The 18,268-nt window shown below is 70.2% G+C and carries 14 protein-coding genes, 1 tRNA gene and 2 pseudogenes; 11 read left to right on the top strand and 6 right to left on the bottom strand.

Going from position 1 to position 18,268, the window contains the following annotated elements:
* Positions 1–49 precede the first annotated feature (49 nt).
* Positions 50–856, top strand: a pseudogene (locus ABZ896_RS46415) (SDR family oxidoreductase); the annotation flags it as partial.
* Between the two features lie 69 nt (positions 857–925).
* Here ABZ896_RS46415 and ABZ896_RS46410 read toward each other — a convergent pair.
* Together ABZ896_RS46410 and ABZ896_RS46405 are read right to left on the bottom strand one after the other, a co-directional pair.
* Positions 926–1,798, bottom strand: a complete 873-nt coding sequence (locus ABZ896_RS46410) for a hypothetical protein (RefSeq protein WP_360943264.1) — start codon at positions 1,796–1,798, stop codon at positions 926–928.
* Positions 1,799–1,835: 37 nt separating this feature from the next.
* Positions 1,836–3,590, bottom strand: coding sequence for a beta-galactosidase family protein (locus tag ABZ896_RS46405; protein WP_360943261.1), 1,755 nt, complete (start codon positions 3,588–3,590; stop codon positions 1,836–1,838).
* A gap of 91 nt (positions 3,591–3,681) precedes the next feature.
* On the opposite strand from ABZ896_RS46405, the gene ABZ896_RS46400 reads away from it, so the two are divergent.
* The 7 genes from ABZ896_RS46400 (at position 3,682) to ABZ896_RS46370 (ending at position 12,298) form a co-directional block, all read left to right on the top strand.
* Positions 3,682–4,572, top strand: a complete 891-nt coding sequence (locus tag ABZ896_RS46400; RefSeq protein ID WP_360943258.1) for an AraC family transcriptional regulator — start codon at positions 3,682–3,684, stop codon at positions 4,570–4,572.
* Between the two features lie 11 nt (positions 4,573–4,583).
* Entirely contained in the window at positions 4,584–4,934 is a 351-nt protein-coding gene (locus ABZ896_RS46395; RefSeq protein WP_360943255.1) for a chorismate mutase, read from the top strand.
* A 138-nt stretch (positions 4,935–5,072) separates the two neighbouring features.
* A complete protein-coding gene (locus ABZ896_RS46390) occupies positions 5,073–5,612 on the top strand; it encodes a response regulator (protein ID WP_360943252.1) in 540 nt (179 codons plus the stop codon).
* A gap of 56 nt (positions 5,613–5,668) precedes the next feature.
* Entirely contained in the window at positions 5,669–8,164 is a 2,496-nt protein-coding gene (pepN, locus tag ABZ896_RS46385; protein ID WP_360943249.1) for an aminopeptidase N, read from the top strand.
* 116 nt (positions 8,165–8,280) lie between these two features.
* Positions 8,281–9,675, top strand: a complete 1,395-nt coding sequence (locus ABZ896_RS46380) for an aminotransferase class V-fold PLP-dependent enzyme (protein WP_360943246.1) — start codon at positions 8,281–8,283, stop codon at positions 9,673–9,675.
* Positions 9,672–11,099, top strand: coding sequence for a SidA/IucD/PvdA family monooxygenase (locus tag ABZ896_RS46375; RefSeq protein WP_360943243.1), 1,428 nt, complete (start codon positions 9,672–9,674; stop codon positions 11,097–11,099). The genes ABZ896_RS46380 and ABZ896_RS46375 overlap by 4 nt, the downstream gene beginning before the upstream one ends.
* 50 nt (positions 11,100–11,149) lie before the next feature.
* The gene (locus tag ABZ896_RS46370; RefSeq protein WP_360943240.1) at positions 11,150–12,298 is read left to right on the top strand and encodes a GDSL-type esterase/lipase family protein; all 1,149 of its coding nucleotides are present in this window, start codon (positions 11,150–11,152) and stop codon (positions 12,296–12,298) included.
* A gap of 13 nt (positions 12,299–12,311) precedes the next feature.
* Here the strand turns inward: ABZ896_RS46370 and ABZ896_RS46365 are convergent, their stop codons facing one another.
* Positions 12,312–14,111 (bottom strand): 5'-nucleotidase C-terminal domain-containing protein, encoded by a 1,800-nt coding sequence (locus ABZ896_RS46365; protein WP_360943237.1) that lies wholly within the window; start codon positions 14,109–14,111, stop codon positions 12,312–12,314.
* Positions 14,112–14,238: 127 nt separating this feature from the next.
* Here ABZ896_RS46365 and ABZ896_RS46360 point away from each other — a divergent pair, with 127 nt between their 5' ends.
* Both ABZ896_RS46360 and pyk read left to right on the top strand, forming a co-directional pair.
* Positions 14,239–14,928 carry an SIMPL domain-containing protein gene (locus ABZ896_RS46360; protein WP_360943234.1) on the top strand — a complete coding sequence of 230 codons (690 nt, stop codon included), beginning with the start codon at positions 14,239–14,241 and terminating at the stop codon, positions 14,926–14,928.
* Between the two features lie 100 nt (positions 14,929–15,028).
* Positions 15,029–16,459: a pyruvate kinase gene (gene pyk, locus ABZ896_RS46355; RefSeq protein WP_360943231.1), complete on the top strand. Its 1,431-nt coding sequence runs from the start codon at positions 15,029–15,031 to the stop codon at positions 16,457–16,459.
* On the opposite strand, the gene ABZ896_RS46350 is transcribed toward pyk, so the two are convergent.
* Both ABZ896_RS46350 and ABZ896_RS46345 read right to left on the bottom strand, forming a co-directional pair.
* Positions 16,460–17,242, bottom strand: coding sequence for a helix-turn-helix domain-containing protein (locus ABZ896_RS46350; RefSeq protein WP_360943228.1), 783 nt, complete (start codon positions 17,240–17,242; stop codon positions 16,460–16,462).
* Between the two features lie 81 nt (positions 17,243–17,323).
* Positions 17,324–17,407 (bottom strand) — tRNA-Leu (locus ABZ896_RS46345).
* Positions 17,408–17,505: 98 nt separating this feature from the next.
* Between ABZ896_RS46345 and ABZ896_RS46340 the strand changes: the two genes are divergently transcribed.
* Entirely contained in the window at positions 17,506–18,162 is a 657-nt protein-coding gene (locus tag ABZ896_RS46340) for a response regulator (RefSeq protein WP_360943225.1), read from the top strand.
* Positions 18,163–18,176: 14 nt separating this feature from the next.
* Here the strand turns inward: ABZ896_RS46340 and ABZ896_RS46335 are convergent.
* A pseudogene (locus ABZ896_RS46335) lies at positions 18,177–18,268 on the bottom strand (NUDIX hydrolase); the annotation flags it as partial.

The raw sequence follows: 18,268 nt of genomic DNA, 5'->3' as shown, positions 1-18,268 counted from the left end.
GCGGTGGTTCCTGTGGCCTCGGCCACAGCGGTGACCGGGCGGTCGGACGGTCGTCGTCAACGACCTCGGTGTCGGCCTCGACGGCACCCCGGACCCCGACAGCCCGGCCGCGCGGGTCGTCGCCGAGATCCGCGCGGCGGGCGGCGAGGCGGTGGCGCACGGCGGCGACATCGCGACCACCGCGGGCGCGGCCTCCCTGGTCGCCACCGCCCTGGAGACCTACGGCCGCCTCGACACCCTCGTCAACAACGCCGGGTTCCTGCGCGACCGGATGCTCGTCAACCTCGACGAGGACGACTGGGACGCGGTGATGGCCGTCCACCTGAAAGGCCACTTCCTGCCCCTGAAACACGCGGCGGCCCACTGGCGCGCGGAGGCGAAGGCGGGCCGCACCCCGGACGCCCGGATCGTCAACACCAGCAGCGGAGCGGGCCTGTTGGGCTCGCTCGGCCAGGGCAACTACAGCGCCGCGAAGGCCGGAATCATCGGCCTCACCCTCGTCGCCGCGGCCGAACTCGCCCGCTACGGCGTCCAGGTGAACGCGATCGCCCCGGCGGCCCGGACCCGGATGACAGAACACACCTTCGCGGAGACGATGACGGCCCCTTCAGCCGGCTTCGACGCGATGGCCCCGGAGAACGTGTCCCCGTTGGTCGTCTGGCTGGGCTCAGCGGCCAGCCGAGGCGTGACCGGCAGGATCTTCGAAACGGAGGCGGGCCGCATCACGGTGATGGAAGGCTGGCGAGCGGGCCCGACAGCCGACAAGGGCGAGAGATGGACCCCGGCAGAGGCGGGGGAGACGGCGCTGAAGCTGTTGGGCGAGGCAGAGACGCCTCAGCAGGTATATGGGGCGTGAGTGGACCCACTCAGGGGCGCGGGGAACTGCGCGACCAGCCCCCACCGGACCCGCAGACGGCCATGAACCTCACGTGTCACACTCCAGAACCGTCCGGCACAACCCACACCGCGCCCGAACCCGCCCCCGCACCGGCACCCGAATCCGCTGATGACAGGTCGGACAGGGAAACGACACCCGCAACCCCCCGCCCCCGTCCGACGCGAACGAATACCGCGCCCCCGCCACGTGCTGCCGCCGATCCCGCGCGTACCGCCGCCGCCCCGCCCACCCCGCCGCGGTGAGCGGAGGCTGCTGCTCATCCTCCCGCGCCCGCGCCATCCCCTTCACATACGCCTTGTACGCCTGCGGACTCGTGAACCACACCGACGGATCCTCGCCGAACACCAGCGACCGCTTCGCCAGCACGTACCCGAACTCCTCCGGCGTGAGATACCCCAGCTTCTGGGACGACGCCGCGTCCTCCCGGTACGCGTCCAGGAGCAGCCACCCCGCCCCCAGATACGTCGTCGCCGTGTCCGTGAGGATCTCGTTGTCCCGCACCCCCGGGAAGGAGAGGTCGAGGCGGTGCAGGTACACGTGCATGACCTCGTGCGCCAGCGCCGCCCCGATGTCCCGCCGGTGCGTGCGGAAACGGTCGTTCAGCTCGACGAAGTACTCGGGCCCGGCGGTGAGTTCGACGTTCGCCGCGTGCGTCATCTCGCGGAAGCTGACGACGAACCGGGCGTCCGGCAGCCGGTAGTGCCGCACCAGCTCCCGGGCCACCCGCTGCGCGCCCAGATAGAGGTCGTCCGTGTCGCAGAACGCCACGTCGACCGGGGCCACGCTCGTCGCGAACGTCTGGACGGTGTCGTAGGACAGCCTCTTGTACAGCGCGGTGATCGACGCCCGCACCGTTTCCAGGTGCGGGTAGCCGTGCTCGACCGGTCCGTCGTTCGACACGTCCGTACCCCCAAGACGCCGAGAACCCGGTTCCACTCTACGAGGGTGAGCGCGGGTTCTCCCCAGGGCTGCCCTTCAGCCGGGGCGCCCCGCCCGCCTCCTCCAGCTCCAGCACCCACACCTCGTTGCCCCCCTCCCGCAGGACCGGCCCGGGCACGTACAGCTCCCGCTGCGGTCCGACCGACCAGTACCGGCCGAGGTTGAACCCGTTTACCCACACGAAGCCCCGCGTCCACCCCGGCAGCTCCAGCACCGCGTCCCCGGCACCGCGCACGGTCACCCTGCCCCGGTACAGCCCCGGAGAGCCGTCCTCCGGGACCTCCCGGAACGTGAGCCCGTCCAGCGAGTCCAGCGCGTCGAGACGCAGCCCACGCGCGCGTACCCCGTGCAGGAACTGCCGCTCGTGCAGCAGCCCCCCGGTGATCCCCTTGGCCTCCCCGCTCCGCGGCCCGTAGTTGACCCGGCCCAGCGACTCCACCCACAGCTCCACGCGCGCGTGCCCCGCGACGGGCACCTTGAGCTGCTCGTCGCCCTCGGTGAGCACCCCGGCCCGCTCCCCGTCGACGTACACCACCGCGAGGTCCCTGAGCCCCCGCGCGGTCAGCGGATACGGCTGCCGGGGCCCCGGCACGGTCACTTCGTACCGCACGAGCCCCCGGTCGACGTCCAGCTCCTCGAAGGTCGGCGGCACGGGCCCAGTGACGGCCGGACCACCGCGTTCCTCCAGTACGGCGGTCAGGGGCGCCCAGCCCGTGACCGCGACCTCGGCCGCCGTACCCAGGCGCGGAGGCGGAGGCGGCAGGTCCGCGACCGGCCCGTACTCCGCGAGGACCTCGCGGAAGCGCCAGAACTTGTCGGTTGGATTTCCGAACTCGTCGATCGGGGCGTCGTAGTCGTAGGAGGTCACGTCGGGCTCCAGGGGGCCGTCGTGCAGCGCGCCGCCACCCCGGTTGGCGCCCGCCCAGCCGGCGAAGCTGGTGCCGCCGTGCGCCATGTAGAGGTTCACCGAGGCCCCGCACTCCAGGATCTCCCGCAGGGCGTCCGCCGCGTCCGGGGCGTCCCGGACGGCGTGCTCGCCGCCCCAGTGGTCGAACCAGCCGCACCAGAACTCCATGCACATCAGCGGACCGTCCGGGCGGTACCGGCGCAGTGTCTCGAAGGCCACGCGCGCGTGCGAGCCGAAATTGACGGTGGCCAGGACTCCGGGGACCGAGCCACCGGTGAGCATGTGGTCCTCGGGGCCGTCCGAGGTGACCAGGGGGACGGTCACCCCCTGCTCCAGTAGCAGCTCGGTCAGCCACCGCAGATAGGCGGCGTCCGAGCCGTAGCTGCCGTACTCGTTCTCCACCTGGACCAGGACCACCGGGCCGCCGCGGTCGATCTGACGGTCGACGACGTCCGGCAGCAGCCGCCCGAACCAGCGCTCCACCTGCTTCAGGTACCGCTCGTCGCTCGTCCGCGCGTGTCCTTCGAGCCAGTGCGGCAGACCGCCGTTCTCCCATTCCGCGCAGATGTACGGGCCGGGCCGGACGATCGCCCACAGGCCCGCCTCCCGCGCCGCGTCCAGAAACCGGCCGAGCGCCCCGGTGTCCCGGAAGTCGCCGGGACGGGGCTCGTGCAGGTTCCAGGGGACGTACGTCTCCACGCAGTTGAGGCCCATCGCCCGCAGCATCGCCAGCCGGTGCCCCCACTGGGACTCGTGCACCCGGAAGTAGTGCAGGGCGCCGGACAGCAGCCGCACCGGGCGTCCGTCCAGCAGGAAATCCGTGTCGCCCACCGTGAACTCGCTCATAGGCTCCAGCGTCACCATTGGCGCTGATCAGGTCCATGGACAAAGATCGGCAGCGCTTGGACGCAAGCGCCGGAACGGAGGAGCGCGCCCGATGTACCACACCTGGATGCGGTTCCTCACGCCCAGCCCGGTCCACCACCGGCTGGGCCTGGTCTGCCTCGGCGTCGGCCTCCAGTACGGCGCGCTGCCCACGGTCGGGCCCCGCACCCTCGACAGCCATGTCGCCGTCGTCATCAGCACCGGCACCGGCTGGTACCGCACGCCCGACGGCCGCCGTACGACCGTCACCGCGCCCGCGCTGCTCTGGCTCACGCCCGGGGTCCCGCACCACTACGCGCCCGACCCGGGGACCGGCTGGGACGAGGGGTTCGTCGGCTTCACCGGGCCCGCGACCGCGACGTACACCGAACTCGGCTACATCGAGCCGGACCGCCCCGTGGTGCCGCTCTCCGACGCCACCGCCCCGCGCGGGGTGATCGCCCGCATCGCGCGCGCCGCCCGCCGTGACAACCCGCTCCTGGAGGTGGAGACCGGGGCCGCCGTCCACGAGCTGCTGGTCGCCCTGCGCCGGGCCCGCGCCGACCTCGCGCCCGACGGCGACCTCGTCCTCAAGGCGCTCGCCCGGGACGCCTGTCTGCCGCTGTCCGTCGCCGACCACGCGGCCCGGCACAGCATGACCCTCGCCGAACTGCGCACCGCGGTACGGCGGGAGGCCGGGTGCAGCCCCAAGGACTACCTCCTCGGCATCCGCCTCGGCCGCGCCAAGGAACTCCTCGCCGCCACCGAACTCCCCGTCGCCTCCGTCGCCCGCCGCGTCGGCTACGACGACCCGGCCTACTTCTCCCGCCTGTTCACCCGCCGCGTCGGCATGGCCCCCGTCCGCTTCCGCGCCCAGGAGGGCCGCACCGTCCAGGGCGGCTGGAGCAACCAGGTCCCCGACCCCGACCATCCACCCACGATCGAACCCTCGGGCGCACCGTAGGCTTTTCCGTCATGACCACCAGCAACACCGGTACCGGTGACGTCGATCCCGCCGTCCGCGCGGAGCTCGCCCGGCTGCGGGACAGCATCGACAACATCGACGCGGCCGTCGTCCACATGCTCGCCGAGCGGTTCAAGGCCACCCAGCAGGTCGGGCACCTCAAGGCCCGCCACCAACTGCCGCCCGCCGACCCGTCCCGCGAGGCCCGGCAGATCGAACGGCTGCGCACCCTCGCCGAGAACGCCAAACTCGACCCGGCCTTCGCTGAGAAGTTCCTGAATTTCATCATCGCCGAGGTGATCAGACACCACGAGCGCATCGCCGAGACCACGGCCAACGGCACCACCGCGGCCACCGACTGACCTCGACCGATCCCTCGGGGAGGTGACACCGCGGCCCGCGCGCGGCATGCTGCCCTGTGCACGCTTGGTCAGCTGACGAGTACGCAGTGTCAGTGCGGGGTCGTAGGCTGATTGTCCGCGAGGGAGGGACGTCAGGCCATGCCGTCGGATGCCAGGATCCTCATCGTCGACGACCACGAGGACACGCTGTACGCGCTGGAGAGCGCCCTGGCTCCGCTGGGCTATCTGCTCGGCCGGGCCACCAGCGGCGACGAGGCCCTCAAGCAGGTGCTGCGCGGCCAGGTCGGCCTCCTCCTGCTCGACGTCCGCATGCCCGGCGTCAGCGGCCTCGACGTGGTCCGCTACATGCGCCGCCTGGAACAGACCCAGCACATCCCCGTCATCCTGCTCACCGGCTTCGGCGCCGACCACGAACTGACCTCTACCGCCTTCGGACTCGGCGTCGCCGACCTCGTCATGAAACCCATCGACCCCTGGGCCCTGCGCACCAAGGTCCGCTACCTCTACGACGCCCACCGCCGCCACCTCGCCCTCGAACAGGAGGTGCGCGAACTGCGCGCGCTCGTCAAGTCCGGCGATCCCGCCCCCCGCCCCGCCCTGCCCCACCCGGACACCCGGGTCCCGTTACAACGCGGACAGGGGGCGCACACCGAGGAGCTCGAACAGGACCGGACATAGCGCGCGTACCGATCCGCCTCTGTGCCTGGCCAGTGCCATCAGGCAGCATGTCCTGCATGTCCGTACTGACGCGCGACGAAGCGCAGACCCGTGCCAAGCTCCTCGACGTTCACCGTTACACCATCGCGCTCGACCTGACGACCGGCGACGAGACCTTCGCGTCCGAGACCGTCATCGGGTTCACAGCGCGTGGGGACCGCGATATCACGGACACCTTCGTCGAGCTCAAGCCGGCCGAACTGCGGGGAGCGACCCTCGACGGTCACCCCCTCGACCCGGAGACGCTCCACGAGAACCGGCTGCCCCTGACGGGCCTGACCGCCGGCGAGCACGAACTGCGGATCGACGCCGTCATGCGCTACTCCCGCACCGGCGAGGGCATGCACCGCTTCACCGACCCCAGCGACGGCGAGTCGTACGTCTACACCCAGCTGTTCATGGACGACGTCCAGCGCGTCTTCGCCGCCTTCGACCAGCCCGACCTCAAGGCCGTCTTCGACCTGTCGGTGAAGGCCCCCGACGGCTGGAGCGTCCTCGCCAACGGCGTCACCGAACACCTCGGCGAGGGCCGCTGGCGGGCCGCCACCACCCCGCTGATCTCCACCTACCTCGTCGCCGTCGCCGCCGGCCCCTGGCACTCCGTCCGCACCGAGCACCGCGGCCTGCCCTTCGGCATCCACTGCCGCCGCTCGCTCGCGCCCTACCTCGACCCGGACGCCGACGAGATCTTCGAGATCACCAAGCAGTGCTACGACCGCTACCACGAGAAGTTCGAGGAGCCGTACCCCTTCGACTCCTACGACCAGGCGTTCGTCCCCGAGTTCAACGCCGGCGCCATGGAGAACCCCGGACTGGTCACCTTCCGCGACGAGTTCGTCTACCGCTCCGCCGTCACCGACACCGAGCGCCAGACCCGCGCCATGGTCATCGCCCACGAGATGGCCCACATGTGGTTCGGCGACCTCGTCACCCTGCGCTGGTGGGACGACATCTGGCTGAACGAGTCCTTCGCCGAGTACATGGGCTACCAGACCCTCACCGAAGCGACCCGATTCACCGACACCTGGGTCGACTTCGGCGTCATGCGCAAGGGGTGGGGCTACGACGCCGACCAGCGCCCCTCGACCCACCCGGTCGCCCCCGAGGACGTGCCCGACACCGCCTCCGCGCTGCTCAACTTCGACGGCATCTCCTACGCCAAGGGCGCCTCCGCGCTACGGCAGTTGGTGCACTGGCTCGGCGAGAAGGACTTCCTCGCCGGCATCAACACCCACTTCGCCCGGCACAGGTTCGGCAACGCCACCCTCGCCGACTTCATCGACTCCCTCGCCTCCGCCACCGAACGCGACGTCCACGCCTGGGCCGACGCCTGGCTGCGCACCACCGGCGTCGACACCCTGCGGCCCGTCGTCACCCGCGGCGAGGAGGCCACGTACACCCTCCGCGTCGAGCACGAGGGCAGCCGCCCGCACCGCATCGCCGTCGGCCTCTACGACCAAGATGTCGCCGACGAGGACCGCCACCTGGTGCTGCGCGACCGCCTCGACCTCGACGTCCCGCAGGCCGAGCCCCTCCCCATCGGCAAGCGCCCCGCACTCCTGCTCCTCAACGACGGCGACCTCAGCTACGCCAAGGTCCGCTTCGACACCGAGTCCTTCAAAGCGGTCACCGAGAGCCTGTGCGGCCTGCCCTCGCCGCTGACCCGCGCGGTCGTCTGGAACTCTCTGCGCGACGCCGTCCGCGACGGCGAACTGCCGCCCGCCGCCTACCTGGAGACGGCCCGCGCCCACCTCCCGCACGAGACCGACCTCGCGCTCGTTCAGGGTGTCCTCGCCTTCGCCGCCGGCTACGTCGCCGACCGCTACGTCACCCCCGAGGAGCGCCCCGCCGCCCTCTCCCTCCTCACCTCCCTGTGCCGCGACCTGATCCGCCGCACCGAGGACGGCGACAACCCCGGCCTGCGCCTGATCGCCGTCCGCCACTGCATCAACGTCGCCGCCCACCCCGACACCATCGCCGCCTGGCTCGCCGACGGCACCGTCCCCGGCGGCCCCGAACTCGACCCCGAACTGCGCTGGCGCGTCCTCGCCCGCCTCGCCGTCCTCGGCGAGACCGACGAGGCCGCCATCGCCGCCGAACTGGAGCGCGACCCCTCGGCCAGCGGCCAGGAGGGCGCGGCCCGCTGCCGCGCCGCCCTCCCCACCGAGGAGGCCAAGGCGCGGGCCTGGGAGGCGATGTTCACCCACGACGACCTCTCCAACTACCTCTTCACCGCCACTGCCCAGGGCTTCTGGCAGCCCGAACAGGCCGATCTCGTACGGCAGTACGTACCGCGCTACTACGAGGACGCCGTCGCCCTCGCCGCCCGCCGGGGCCCCGCCATCGCCGACGCGGCCGGCCGCTGGGCCTTCCCCGACTACGCCATCGACGAGGACAACCTCGCGCTCGGCAAGGCGTGCCTGACCGACGCGAACCCCATCCCGTCCCTGCGCCGCAAACTGACCGACCAACTGGACGACCTGGGCAGGGCGTTGCGGGTACGGGGGGCGTAGCGCGGATTTTCCCCGTACGGGAGTACCCCCTTTCGGGTCAGGATCGTTGAACTCTCCGGGCGCGCCGACGCGACCGCGTCCAAGCTGGAACTCCCCAGCGCCCCCGGAGGTCGACGATGCTCACCCCGCCCCTGGCCTCGGGCCCCGAAGGCCGTGATGCGCTACGTCCGCTCCTGGACGCGGTCCTGGACGCGCTGGGGGAGGGGGCACGCCGGAGGGGCGGCCCGTTGCCGGCCGGGGGCCCCGAGGCGGTCTCCGCGCGGATGCGGGCCGCGCTGGGCGACGTACTCCCGGACGAGGGCGACCCGGAGGCCCTACGCAACTTGGTACAGGCCGTAGCAGCAGGCTCGGCGGACCCGACGAACCCTCTCTGCACAGCCCACCTCCACTGTCCGCCGCTGGCGGTGGCGGCAGCAGCCGACCTGGCCGTTTCCGTCCTGAACCCCTCTCTCGACTCCTGGGACCAGGCCCCAGCAGCGTCGGAGCTTGAGGCTCAGGTGACCCGGGCGCTGGCGAACGAGGTCTACCTTGAGCCACCCAGGGGCGCGGGGAACTGCGCGACCAGCCCCCACCGGCCCGACACCTTGGTCACAACCGGTGGCACGGAATCCAACCAACTCGCCCTACTCCTCGCACGCGAGACCGAGGGCCCGGGTGTCCGACTCGTCTGCGGAGAAAACGCCCACCACTCCCTACCAAGGGCCGCCTGGCTACTCGGCATGCCAGAACCGATCATCCTCCCCACCCCCAACGGCACCCTCGACCCCACAGCCCTCGACACAATCCCGCACGGCCCCCTGCTCGTCGCCGCCACCGCGGGCACCACCGACGCTGGCCTCATCGACCCACTGCCCGAGATCGCCGCCTGGTGCGCCCAGCGCGACGCCCGGCTCCACGTGGACGCGGCCTACGGCGGCGGCCTCCTCTTCAGCCCCCGGCACCGAAGCAAACTCGACGGACTCACCGCCGCCGACACCGTGACCCTCGACCTCCACAAACTCGGCTGGCAACCCGTCGCCGCCGGCCTCCTGGCCATACGGAACGGCACCGACCTCACGGCCCTCCACCACCGCGCCGACTACCTCAACGCCGACGACGACACCGAGGCCGGCCTCCCCGACCTCCTCGGCCGCTCCCTGCGCACCACCCGCCGCCCCGACGTCCTGAAAACAGCCGTCACCCTCAAGACCCTCGGCCGCAAGGGACTCGGCGAACTCGTCGACCAAGTCTGCGACCTGGCAAGGCGGTTCGCCGAAACGGTCGACGCACACCCCGGCTTCGAACTCCACCAACCACCCACCATCAGCACAGTCCTGTTCCGCCCCACGGCCACCACCGACGACGCCGTAGCCGCCGTACGCCGCCAACTCCTCAAAGACGGCCGAGCCGTCCTCGGCCGGGCCCGCGCAGCGAACCGGCTCTGGCTCAAGGTCACCCTCCTCAACCCCCACACCCGCCCGGCCGACCTCGCCGGGCTCTTGCACCTCGTGGAAGGAACCACCCCCCGATGAACCCCCACCCCCCACACCACCACCACGAGCCCGACGCACCCCGCGACCTCGTCGGCATCGGCATCGGCCCCTTCAACCTCTCCCTCGCCGCCCTCGCCCATCCCCTCACCGGACTCGACACCGTCTTCTACGACCAGCGCCCCCGCTTCGACTGGCACCCCGGCCTGCTCATCGAGGGCGCCACCATCCAAGTCCCCTTCCTCGCCGACCTGGTGACCCTCGCCGACCCGGCCAGCGAGTGGAGCTTCCTGAGCTACCTCAAGGCCCGCGAGCGGCTCTTCCCCTTCTACTTCGCCGAGCGCTTCCACATCCAGCGCGCCGAGTACGACGCCTACTGCCGCTGGGTCGCCGAGCACCTCCCCGGACTGCACTTCCGCCACCAGGTCGACGCCGTCCGCTTCAACCCCGAACGCGACGTCTTCGAGGTCGACTTCACCCAGCTCGACACCGACGGGGAGGCCGAGGCGCTCGGCCGGACGTACACCAGGAACATCGTCCTAGGCATCGGCACCGAGCCCTACGTACCCGAACCGCTCAAGCCCCTCGTCGAGGCCCCCGGCGTGCCCGTCCTGCACGCCGCCGACTATCTCGCCCACCGCGAGACCCTCCTCACCGCCGAGCACGTCACCGTCGTCGGCTCCGGCCAGTCCGGCGCCGAGGTCTTCCTCGACCTGCTCAGAAACCGCCCCGCGGGCCGCGAGAGACTGCACTGGCTCGGCCGTACGGAGGCCTTCGCGCCCATGGAGTACTCCAAGCTCGGCCTGGAGCACTTCACACCCGACTACACCCGCTACTTCCACGCCCTCGGCGAGGGCGTCCGCGACCGGCTCGTCACCACGCAGTGGCAGCTGCACCGGGGCATCGACGCCGGCACCGTCGCCGCCATCCACGACGAGCTCTACCGCCGTACCCAGCACGGCGGTTGGCCCGACGCCGTCCTCACCCCCGGTGTCCGCGTCCGCACCGCCGGGCGGATCGCCACCACCAAGGTCGAACTCCATCTGGAACACGTCCAGCAGAACTCCCGCTCCCGGCTGACCACCGACGCCGTCGTCCTCGCCACCGGCTACCGCGAGCGCCCCCTCGACCGCATCCTCGCCGGACTCGACCCCTACGTGCGCCGCGACAGCCGCGAACGCCCGTGCGTGGACGAGCAGTTCAGGCTCGTCCTCGACCCGTCCGTCACCGGCGCGGGCTGCCAGGTCTACGTCCAGAACACCGAACGCCACACCCACGGCGTCGGCACCCCCGACCTCGGCCTCGCCGCCTGGCGCAGCGCCACCATCCTCAACTCCGTGACCGGCAAGGAGGCTTACGCCCTCCCGGCGCGTACGGCGTTCACCACCTTCGGCCTCGAGCAGCAGCCGCAGATCCCGGCCGCCCGCACCGCGCCGGTGCTGACCCCGCTGGTCGAGGGCCGGTAAAAAGGGCCGACGGAAGGAAGAACCCCGGCCTCAGGGACGTTGGGCCCGCCATGACCACGACCTGGATCGCAGCCCACCGCGCCGCCGTCATCAGCCCCCACGAGAGCCTCGTGCTCTTCGAGTCCCGCGGTTTCACCGACCAGACCGTCCGCCAGTCCCTGCGCCTGGCGGGCGGCGGCGAGGCGGTCCGCGTCCACCTGACCAACCGCTACGGCACCACACCCCTGGAGATCGGCGGCGCCCACCTCGCCCTGCGCACCAAGGGCAGCGGGATCGACCCCGGCAGCGACACCCCGCTGCGCTTCTCCGGCGCCTCCACCGTCACCATCCCCGCCGGCGAGGAGACGGTCAGCGACCCCGTCGAACTGCCGGTGACCGCCGGGGAGGAGCTCTCGGTGACCCTCTACCTGCCGGGCGACACCGGCCTCACCACCTTCACCGCCATCCCCTACGACACCGGGTACGCCGTCCCCGGCGACCAACTCTCCGCCGCCGTACTGGACGACCCCGAGGAGTTCGGCACCGGCCACCTCCTCGCCGGCGCCGACGTCCTCGCCCCGGCCGGCACCCGGATCGCCGTGGCCTTCGGCGACTCCTGGATCGAGGGTGCCGCCACCACCCCCGGCACCGACAACAGCTTCCCCGGACAGCTGAACCGCCGCCTGGACCGGGGCTGGATCGTCAACCACGGCATCTCCGGCAACCGGCTGCTCACCGACGCCATCGGCGAACACCTCCTGGCCCGTATCGACCACGACGTCCTCGCCGTCCCCGGCGCCAGCCACGTCCTCGTCCACATCGGCCTCAACGACCTAGGCCTGCCCGGCCACTTCGCCCACCCGGAACCCGCCGAAGGCCCCACCGCGGCCGAGTTCAAGGCCGGCCTCACCACCCTCGCCGACCGCCTCCACACCGCCGGACTCACCGTCCTCGGCGCCACGATCGGCCCCTACCGGGGCACCGTCCACGAGGGCTACGACACCCCGCGCGGGCAGGCCGTACGCGCCGAGGTCAACGCCTGGCTCCTCGGCGACGACCACCCCTTCGACGCCGTCATCGACATGGCCGCAGCCGTCGCGGACCCAGGCCAACCCGACCGGATCCGCGCCGAGTTCAACGCCGGCGACGGCCTGCACGTCAACGACGCCGGCGCGAAGGCGATCGCCGACGCCGTGGACGTAACACTGCTGGATCTCTGAAAGACCGGTCCCTTTAGAAGACCGGCGTCCCGTTGCGCGTGAGCTTCCAGTCCACCGACGCGAAGTCCTTCGGGTCCAGCACGCCCTTCGCGGTCACCCACTCCGCGATCCGCGTCCGGATCTCCGTCGACTCCGACCACAACTCGGTGGCGGAGGCCACGTGCGGGAACGCCCCGCCGCCGTTGGCACGGTAGTTGTTCACCGCGAACACGAACTGCTGCGCATCGTCCAGCGCGGCACCGTTGTAGGTCAGGTTCTTGATCCGCGCCCCGGCCGCCTGCGCGATGTCGATCTCGTACGACAGCCCCGACACGTAGTCGTAGTTGTAGTCCGGGCGGTTGGCCGCGTTCGTCAGCTTCTCCACGTCGACCACCGCGTCCGCCGCCGTCTGCACGAAGTACTGCGCCGAGTACTCCAGGTACGCCCGGATCTGCGCGCCCGTCAGCAACTTCGCGACCAGCGTGTTGTCGTACACGTACAGGCTCGACAGATCCCGGATCGTCACCTCGCCGGCCGGGATCTCCGAGGTCCGCGAGAACGGCGAGGCCTGCGCGATCACCGGCAGCGAGGCGTACTCGGTCGACGCCAGCGCCGCCTTGACCACGTCCTCCTGCACCTTGGTGATCAGGTCGATGATCGGGGCGTCCTTGTAGCGCGCCTCGACTGTCGTCAGCGTCTCGGTCGCCGTACCGACCACCTGGTTGACATACGCGACGACGACGTCGTGGTCGTCCTTCAGCAGCTTGGTGATCTTCGGGTCGTCGGCGACCGTGTTGGAGTTCAGCACCTTCGACGACACCGACTCGACCGACCAGCGGCCCTTCGCGAAGGTCAGCTCGATGTCGAACAACGACAGCCGCTCCGCGTACGCCAACGGCTCCGAAAGGACCACCGTCTTCCCGGACTTGGCGTTGGTGACCTTCAACTCCGGGATCTCCACGTGCGCATGGCCCACCAGCACCGCGTCGATGTCCGGCACCTGCTGCGCCACCAGCGCCGCGGAGTTCTCGATGTACGGCAGCTGATCACCGTACGACGACGTCCCCGACGAACCCGAGTGCGCCGAGACGATCACCACGTCCGCACCCATCGACTTCAGCTTCGGCACCCACTTCGCGGCCTGCTCCTCAAGCCCCGGGAACGCCAACTTGCCCTGCACATACGCCTTGTCCCAGATCGCGATACCCGGGTTGGTCAGCCCCAGCACCGCCACCTTCACCGGCGGCGCGCCCTGCACACAGAACTCCTTGACGAAGTACGGCGGGAACGCGGGCTTCAGCGTCTTCGCGTCCACGGCGTTCGCGCCGAGCAGCGGGAAACGGCACTGCTGCTCGAACTTGCGCAGCGTCTCGATGCCGTAGTTGAACTCGTGGTTGCCGAGCGCCACCGCGTCGTACCCGATCGCGTTCATCGCCGCGGCCATCGGGTGGACCGGACCGCCCTTCGCGGTGATCGGGTCGACCTTCGCGTAGTAGTACGTCAGCGGGGTGCCCTGGATCGTGTCGCCCGCGTCCAGCAGCAGCGTGTTCTGCCGGCCCCGCTCCTTGCGGATCTGGTTCACCAGCGTCGAGATCCGCGCCAGACCCTGCGCGTTGCCCGCGCTGTCCTTGTACTCCGCGTCCTTGAAGTAGTCCCAGTTGAAGACGTGGCCGTGCAGGTCGGTGGTGCCCATGACCGTGAGCGAGTACCGCTTCACGGGCTTCTTCCTGTTCTCCGCGGCCTGCGCGGCAGGGGCTCCCACGGAACCCGCGAGCGTGACCCCCGCTCCGGTCACGGCGGACTTCTCCAGGAACTTCCTGCGGTTCAAGGCCATCTCTTGATCTCCTCGGGGAACGGTCAACAACGCGCGTAGATTCTGACCCGCTCATGCCCAACGGCAACAGGCCCCGCAGGTTTCGATCTGATGACCCGACCCGTGAAAACTGACACAGTGGGACGTTATGACCGTTCCCCACGGCACCCCCGACGCCCCCCGCATCTCCGTCCGCGGCGAGGCCCACCTCGAAGTCGACCCCGAGATCGCCCGCATCGGCGTCACCGTCGCCTCCCGAGGCAAGGACCGCCGCACCGCCCTCGACGACCTCACCCGCCGCAACACCGCCGCCCTCGACCTCCTCAAGTCCTACGGCGACGCCGTCGAACACCTGGAGACCGGCTCCTTCTCCGTCACACCGGAATTGAAGGAACACGGCCGCGGCGAACGCGTCCACGCCTACCACGGCCGCGTCCACCTCACCGCCGAGCTGACCGACTTCACCGCCCTCGGCGAACTCACCACCCGCCTCGCCGACCTCGACCTCACCCGCGTCGACGGCCCCTTCTGGGCCCTGCGCCGCGACTCGCCCGCGTACCGGGAGGCGCGGCAGCAGGCGGTGCGCGAGGCCGTCCAGCGGGCCAGGGAGTACGCGGAGGCGCTGGGCACGACGCTGGTCGCGCTGATCGAACTCACCGACACCGGGGACTTCGCGGCGGAGGGGAGCCGGCCCCAGTTCGCCGCCGGCCCCCGCATGCGCTCCCGGGCCGCCTACGCCGAGGACACGGCCGCCGCGCCCCTTGACCTCGAACCCCAGCGGCAGCACGTCCACGCCCAGGTCGACGCCCGCTTCACCATGGCCCCACCACGGCTGTGACCACACCCTTCAACACCTGGCAACAACCCTTCACCCAAAGGTTGTTGAGACGTCATGCCCGATGAAATCCCTACCCACCGGTAAGGCCTAGGCTCGCACCATGCGCCGCGCGAAAATCGTCTGCACCCTGGGCCCCGCCACCGACTCCTACGACCAGATCAAGGACCTGGTCGACGCCGGAATGGACGTGGCCCGCTTCAACCTCAGCCACGGCAGCCACGCCGAGCACGAGGAGCGCTACCACCGGGTACGCAAGGCCGCCGACGAGACGGGCCGCAGCGTGGGGCTGCTCGCCGACCTTCAGGGCCCGAAGATCCGCCTCGGCCACTTCGTGGAGGGACCTGTACTCCTCGAACGCGGCGACACCTTCACGATCACGGTGGAGGAGGGCGCGGAGGGGGACCAGTTCTCGTGCGGGACGACGTACGCCGGTCTCGCCGCGGATGTGGCGGCCGGTGAACGCATCCTCGTGGACGACGGCAAGGTCTGCCTGGAAGTGGTGTCGGTGGACGGCCCTCGCGTCCACACGACGGTGGTCGAGGGCGGCATGGTGTCGGACCACAAGGGTCTGAACCTCCCCGGTGTGGCCGTCTCGGTCCCCGCCCTCTCCGCGAAGGACAAGGACGACCTGCGCTGGGCGCTGCGCATGGGCTTCGACGTGATCGCGTTGTCCTTCGTCCGATCGGGTCGGGACATCGAGGACGTCCACCGGATCATGGACGAGACGGGACGCCGGGTCCCGGTCATCGCGAAGGTGGAGAAGCCCCAGGCGGTGGATTCGATCGACTCCATCGTGGCGGCCTTCGACGGCATCATGGTCGCCCGCGGTGACCTCGGCGTCGAAATGCCGCTGGAACAGGTCCCGATCGTCCAGAAGCGCGCGATCAAGCTGGCGAAGCGCAACGCCAAGCCGGTGATCGTCGCGACCCAGATGCTCGACTCGATGATCGAGAACTCCCGCCCGACGCGCGCGGAGGCGTCGGACGTCGCGAACGCGGTCATCGACGGCACGGACGCGGTGATGCTGTCGGGCGAGACGAGCGTGGGCAAACACGCGGTCGAGACGGTCCGCACGATGGCGAAGATCGTGGAAGCGGCGGAGGAGGTCCTACTGTCGAAGGGCCTGCCCCCGTTGACGGAGAACAACAAGCCCCGCACCCAGGGTGGAGCGGTCGCGAGAGCGGCAGCGGAGATGGGCGACTTCCTGGGTGCGAGGTTCTTGGTCGCCTTCACCCAGTCCGGCGACACGGCCCGCCGCCTCTCCCGCTACCGCTCCCCAATCCCGGTCCTGGCCTTCACCCCGGAACCGTCCACCCGCTCCCAACTGAGCCTGACATGGGGCGTGGAAACGTTCCTGGGCCCCCACGTCGACTCGACGGACGCGATGGTCGCCCAGGTGGACGAGTTGCTACTCCGCTACGGCCGCTGCGAAAAGGGCGACGTCGTGGTGATCACGGCGGGTTCCCCACCCGGGGTATCCGGCACGACGAACCTGGTCCGGGTGCATCACATCGGAGTGGACGACAAGTAGTCAGTGCTTGGGGCCCACGTGGATGTCCATGAGGGCTACGGAGGCTTTGCGGGCGATGGAGATGTTGAACGGGTCGCTGCCGCGAGCGAGGGTTGTCCACTCGACACCGACGAGGTCGAGGGCGCCGGTGAAGAGCCGCCGGATGTCGTCCGACTTGTTGGTGAAGAAGTACCGGGGGTATTCGTAGCGCTTGCGTTCACCGGCTACGAGACGGGTCGTCCAGTTGGTGATGCGGCACCCGTCCGAGTGGATGAGGCCGCGGATGAACTCCCAAGGGTGGGCGTCGACGATGGCCTGCTGCCAAGGTTCGAGGGCGATGGTGCGCTCGTGCTTCTTGCCGGGGCCGTGCTGAGGGAACAGGCAGGGCCAGTGATGGCTGTAGCCGACTACAGACACGTAGCCCTTTGCCTGCGTGCGGTAGGCGGTCCCTCGCGGGTTCACCGCCCGCATGGCAACCTCGCAGGTGTTGATCAGACCCGGCCAGGCATCAGCGCAGGCGATCCGTAGGTAGTAGCCGATGCGCAGATGGGCGCTGATGCAGCCGTCACCGAGGTACAGGCCAAGCAGGTAGGAGTATGCCTCGGCGTCCTCTGGCGCTCCCGGGTGACGCTGGCAACGAATGCACGGGTCGACTTGCGCTCGCATCCGCGGAAGCGGCTCGATCCGCGTTTGCCAGGATCGGATCGCGGCGCGAGATATCCCCATCTCCTTGCTGACGGAGTTCATGCTGCGCCCTTGGGTAACGAGTGTGAGAGCCCGCTTACGAGTGCTGACGTCGTACATGTGACCACCTTGTGTCACTGATCGTCGCTGCGCGCAGCAAAAAGCGGAGGATCACGCGAACGTGATCCTCCGCTCCAAACGTGCCGGGTACGGGATTCGAACCCGTATGTCCTCTCGGACAGATGTGTTTGAGACATCCGCGTAAGCCGATTCCGCCAACCCGGCTGGGCACTGTCGAGAGTGTACCGGGTGACCACAGCTCCCCGCCTCTAGGTAGTCTTCATACGCAGCAGTACCTGCCCGGCCCGTAACAAGGAGCCCCCGTGAGCGCCCCCGAGTCGCCCCAGCCCGTAGACGCGCCCGACGACGACAAGTCGCACGTGCCTCCGCTGACGACCCGTGTCGTCATTGCCGAGGACGAGGCGCTCATCCGGCTCGACCTGAAAGAGATGCTGGAGGAGGAGGGGTACAGCGTCGTCGGCGAGGCCGGTGACGGCGAGCAGGCTGTCGAGCTCGCCCGTGAGCACAAGCCCGACCTCGTCATCCTCGACGTGAAGATGCCCAAGCTCGACGGGATCTCCGCCGCCGAGAAGATCGCCGAGGAGCGGATCGCCCCCGTCCTCATGCTCACCGCCTTCTCGCAGCGCGACCTCGTCGAGCGCGCCCGTGACGCCGGGGCCATGGCCTACCTCGTCAAGCCGTTCAGCAAGAGCGATGTCGTGCCGGCGATCGAGATGGCGGTTTCCCGGTTCACCGAGCTGAAGGAACTGGAGAACGAGGTCGCCGACCTCACCCAGCGCCTGGAGACGCGCAAGCTCGTGGACCGCGCCAAGTCGATCCTCCAGACCTCGTACGGGCTGACCGAACCCGCCGCGTTCCGGTGGATCCAGAAGACGTCCATGGACCGCCGTATGTCGATGCAGCAGGTTGCCGAGGCCGTCATCCAGGACGCCGACGAGAAGAAGGCCGGCAAGGGCTGACCCCCGGCGGAGGAGAGGTAGTGGCCGATCTGCTCCCGCATGCTGGCGTGGATGTCGAGGCCGTCGAGTTCTTCCGGGAGGACCCAACGCACGCCGTCGGCCTCGT

It is taken from the genome of Streptomyces sp. NPDC047072 (genome assembly GCF_040643855.1).
Lineage (GTDB): Bacteria > Actinomycetota > Actinomycetes > Streptomycetales > Streptomycetaceae > Streptomyces.
The sequence above is the reverse complement of the archived record's forward strand: the minus strand, read 5'-3'. Positions and strand labels throughout refer to the sequence as shown.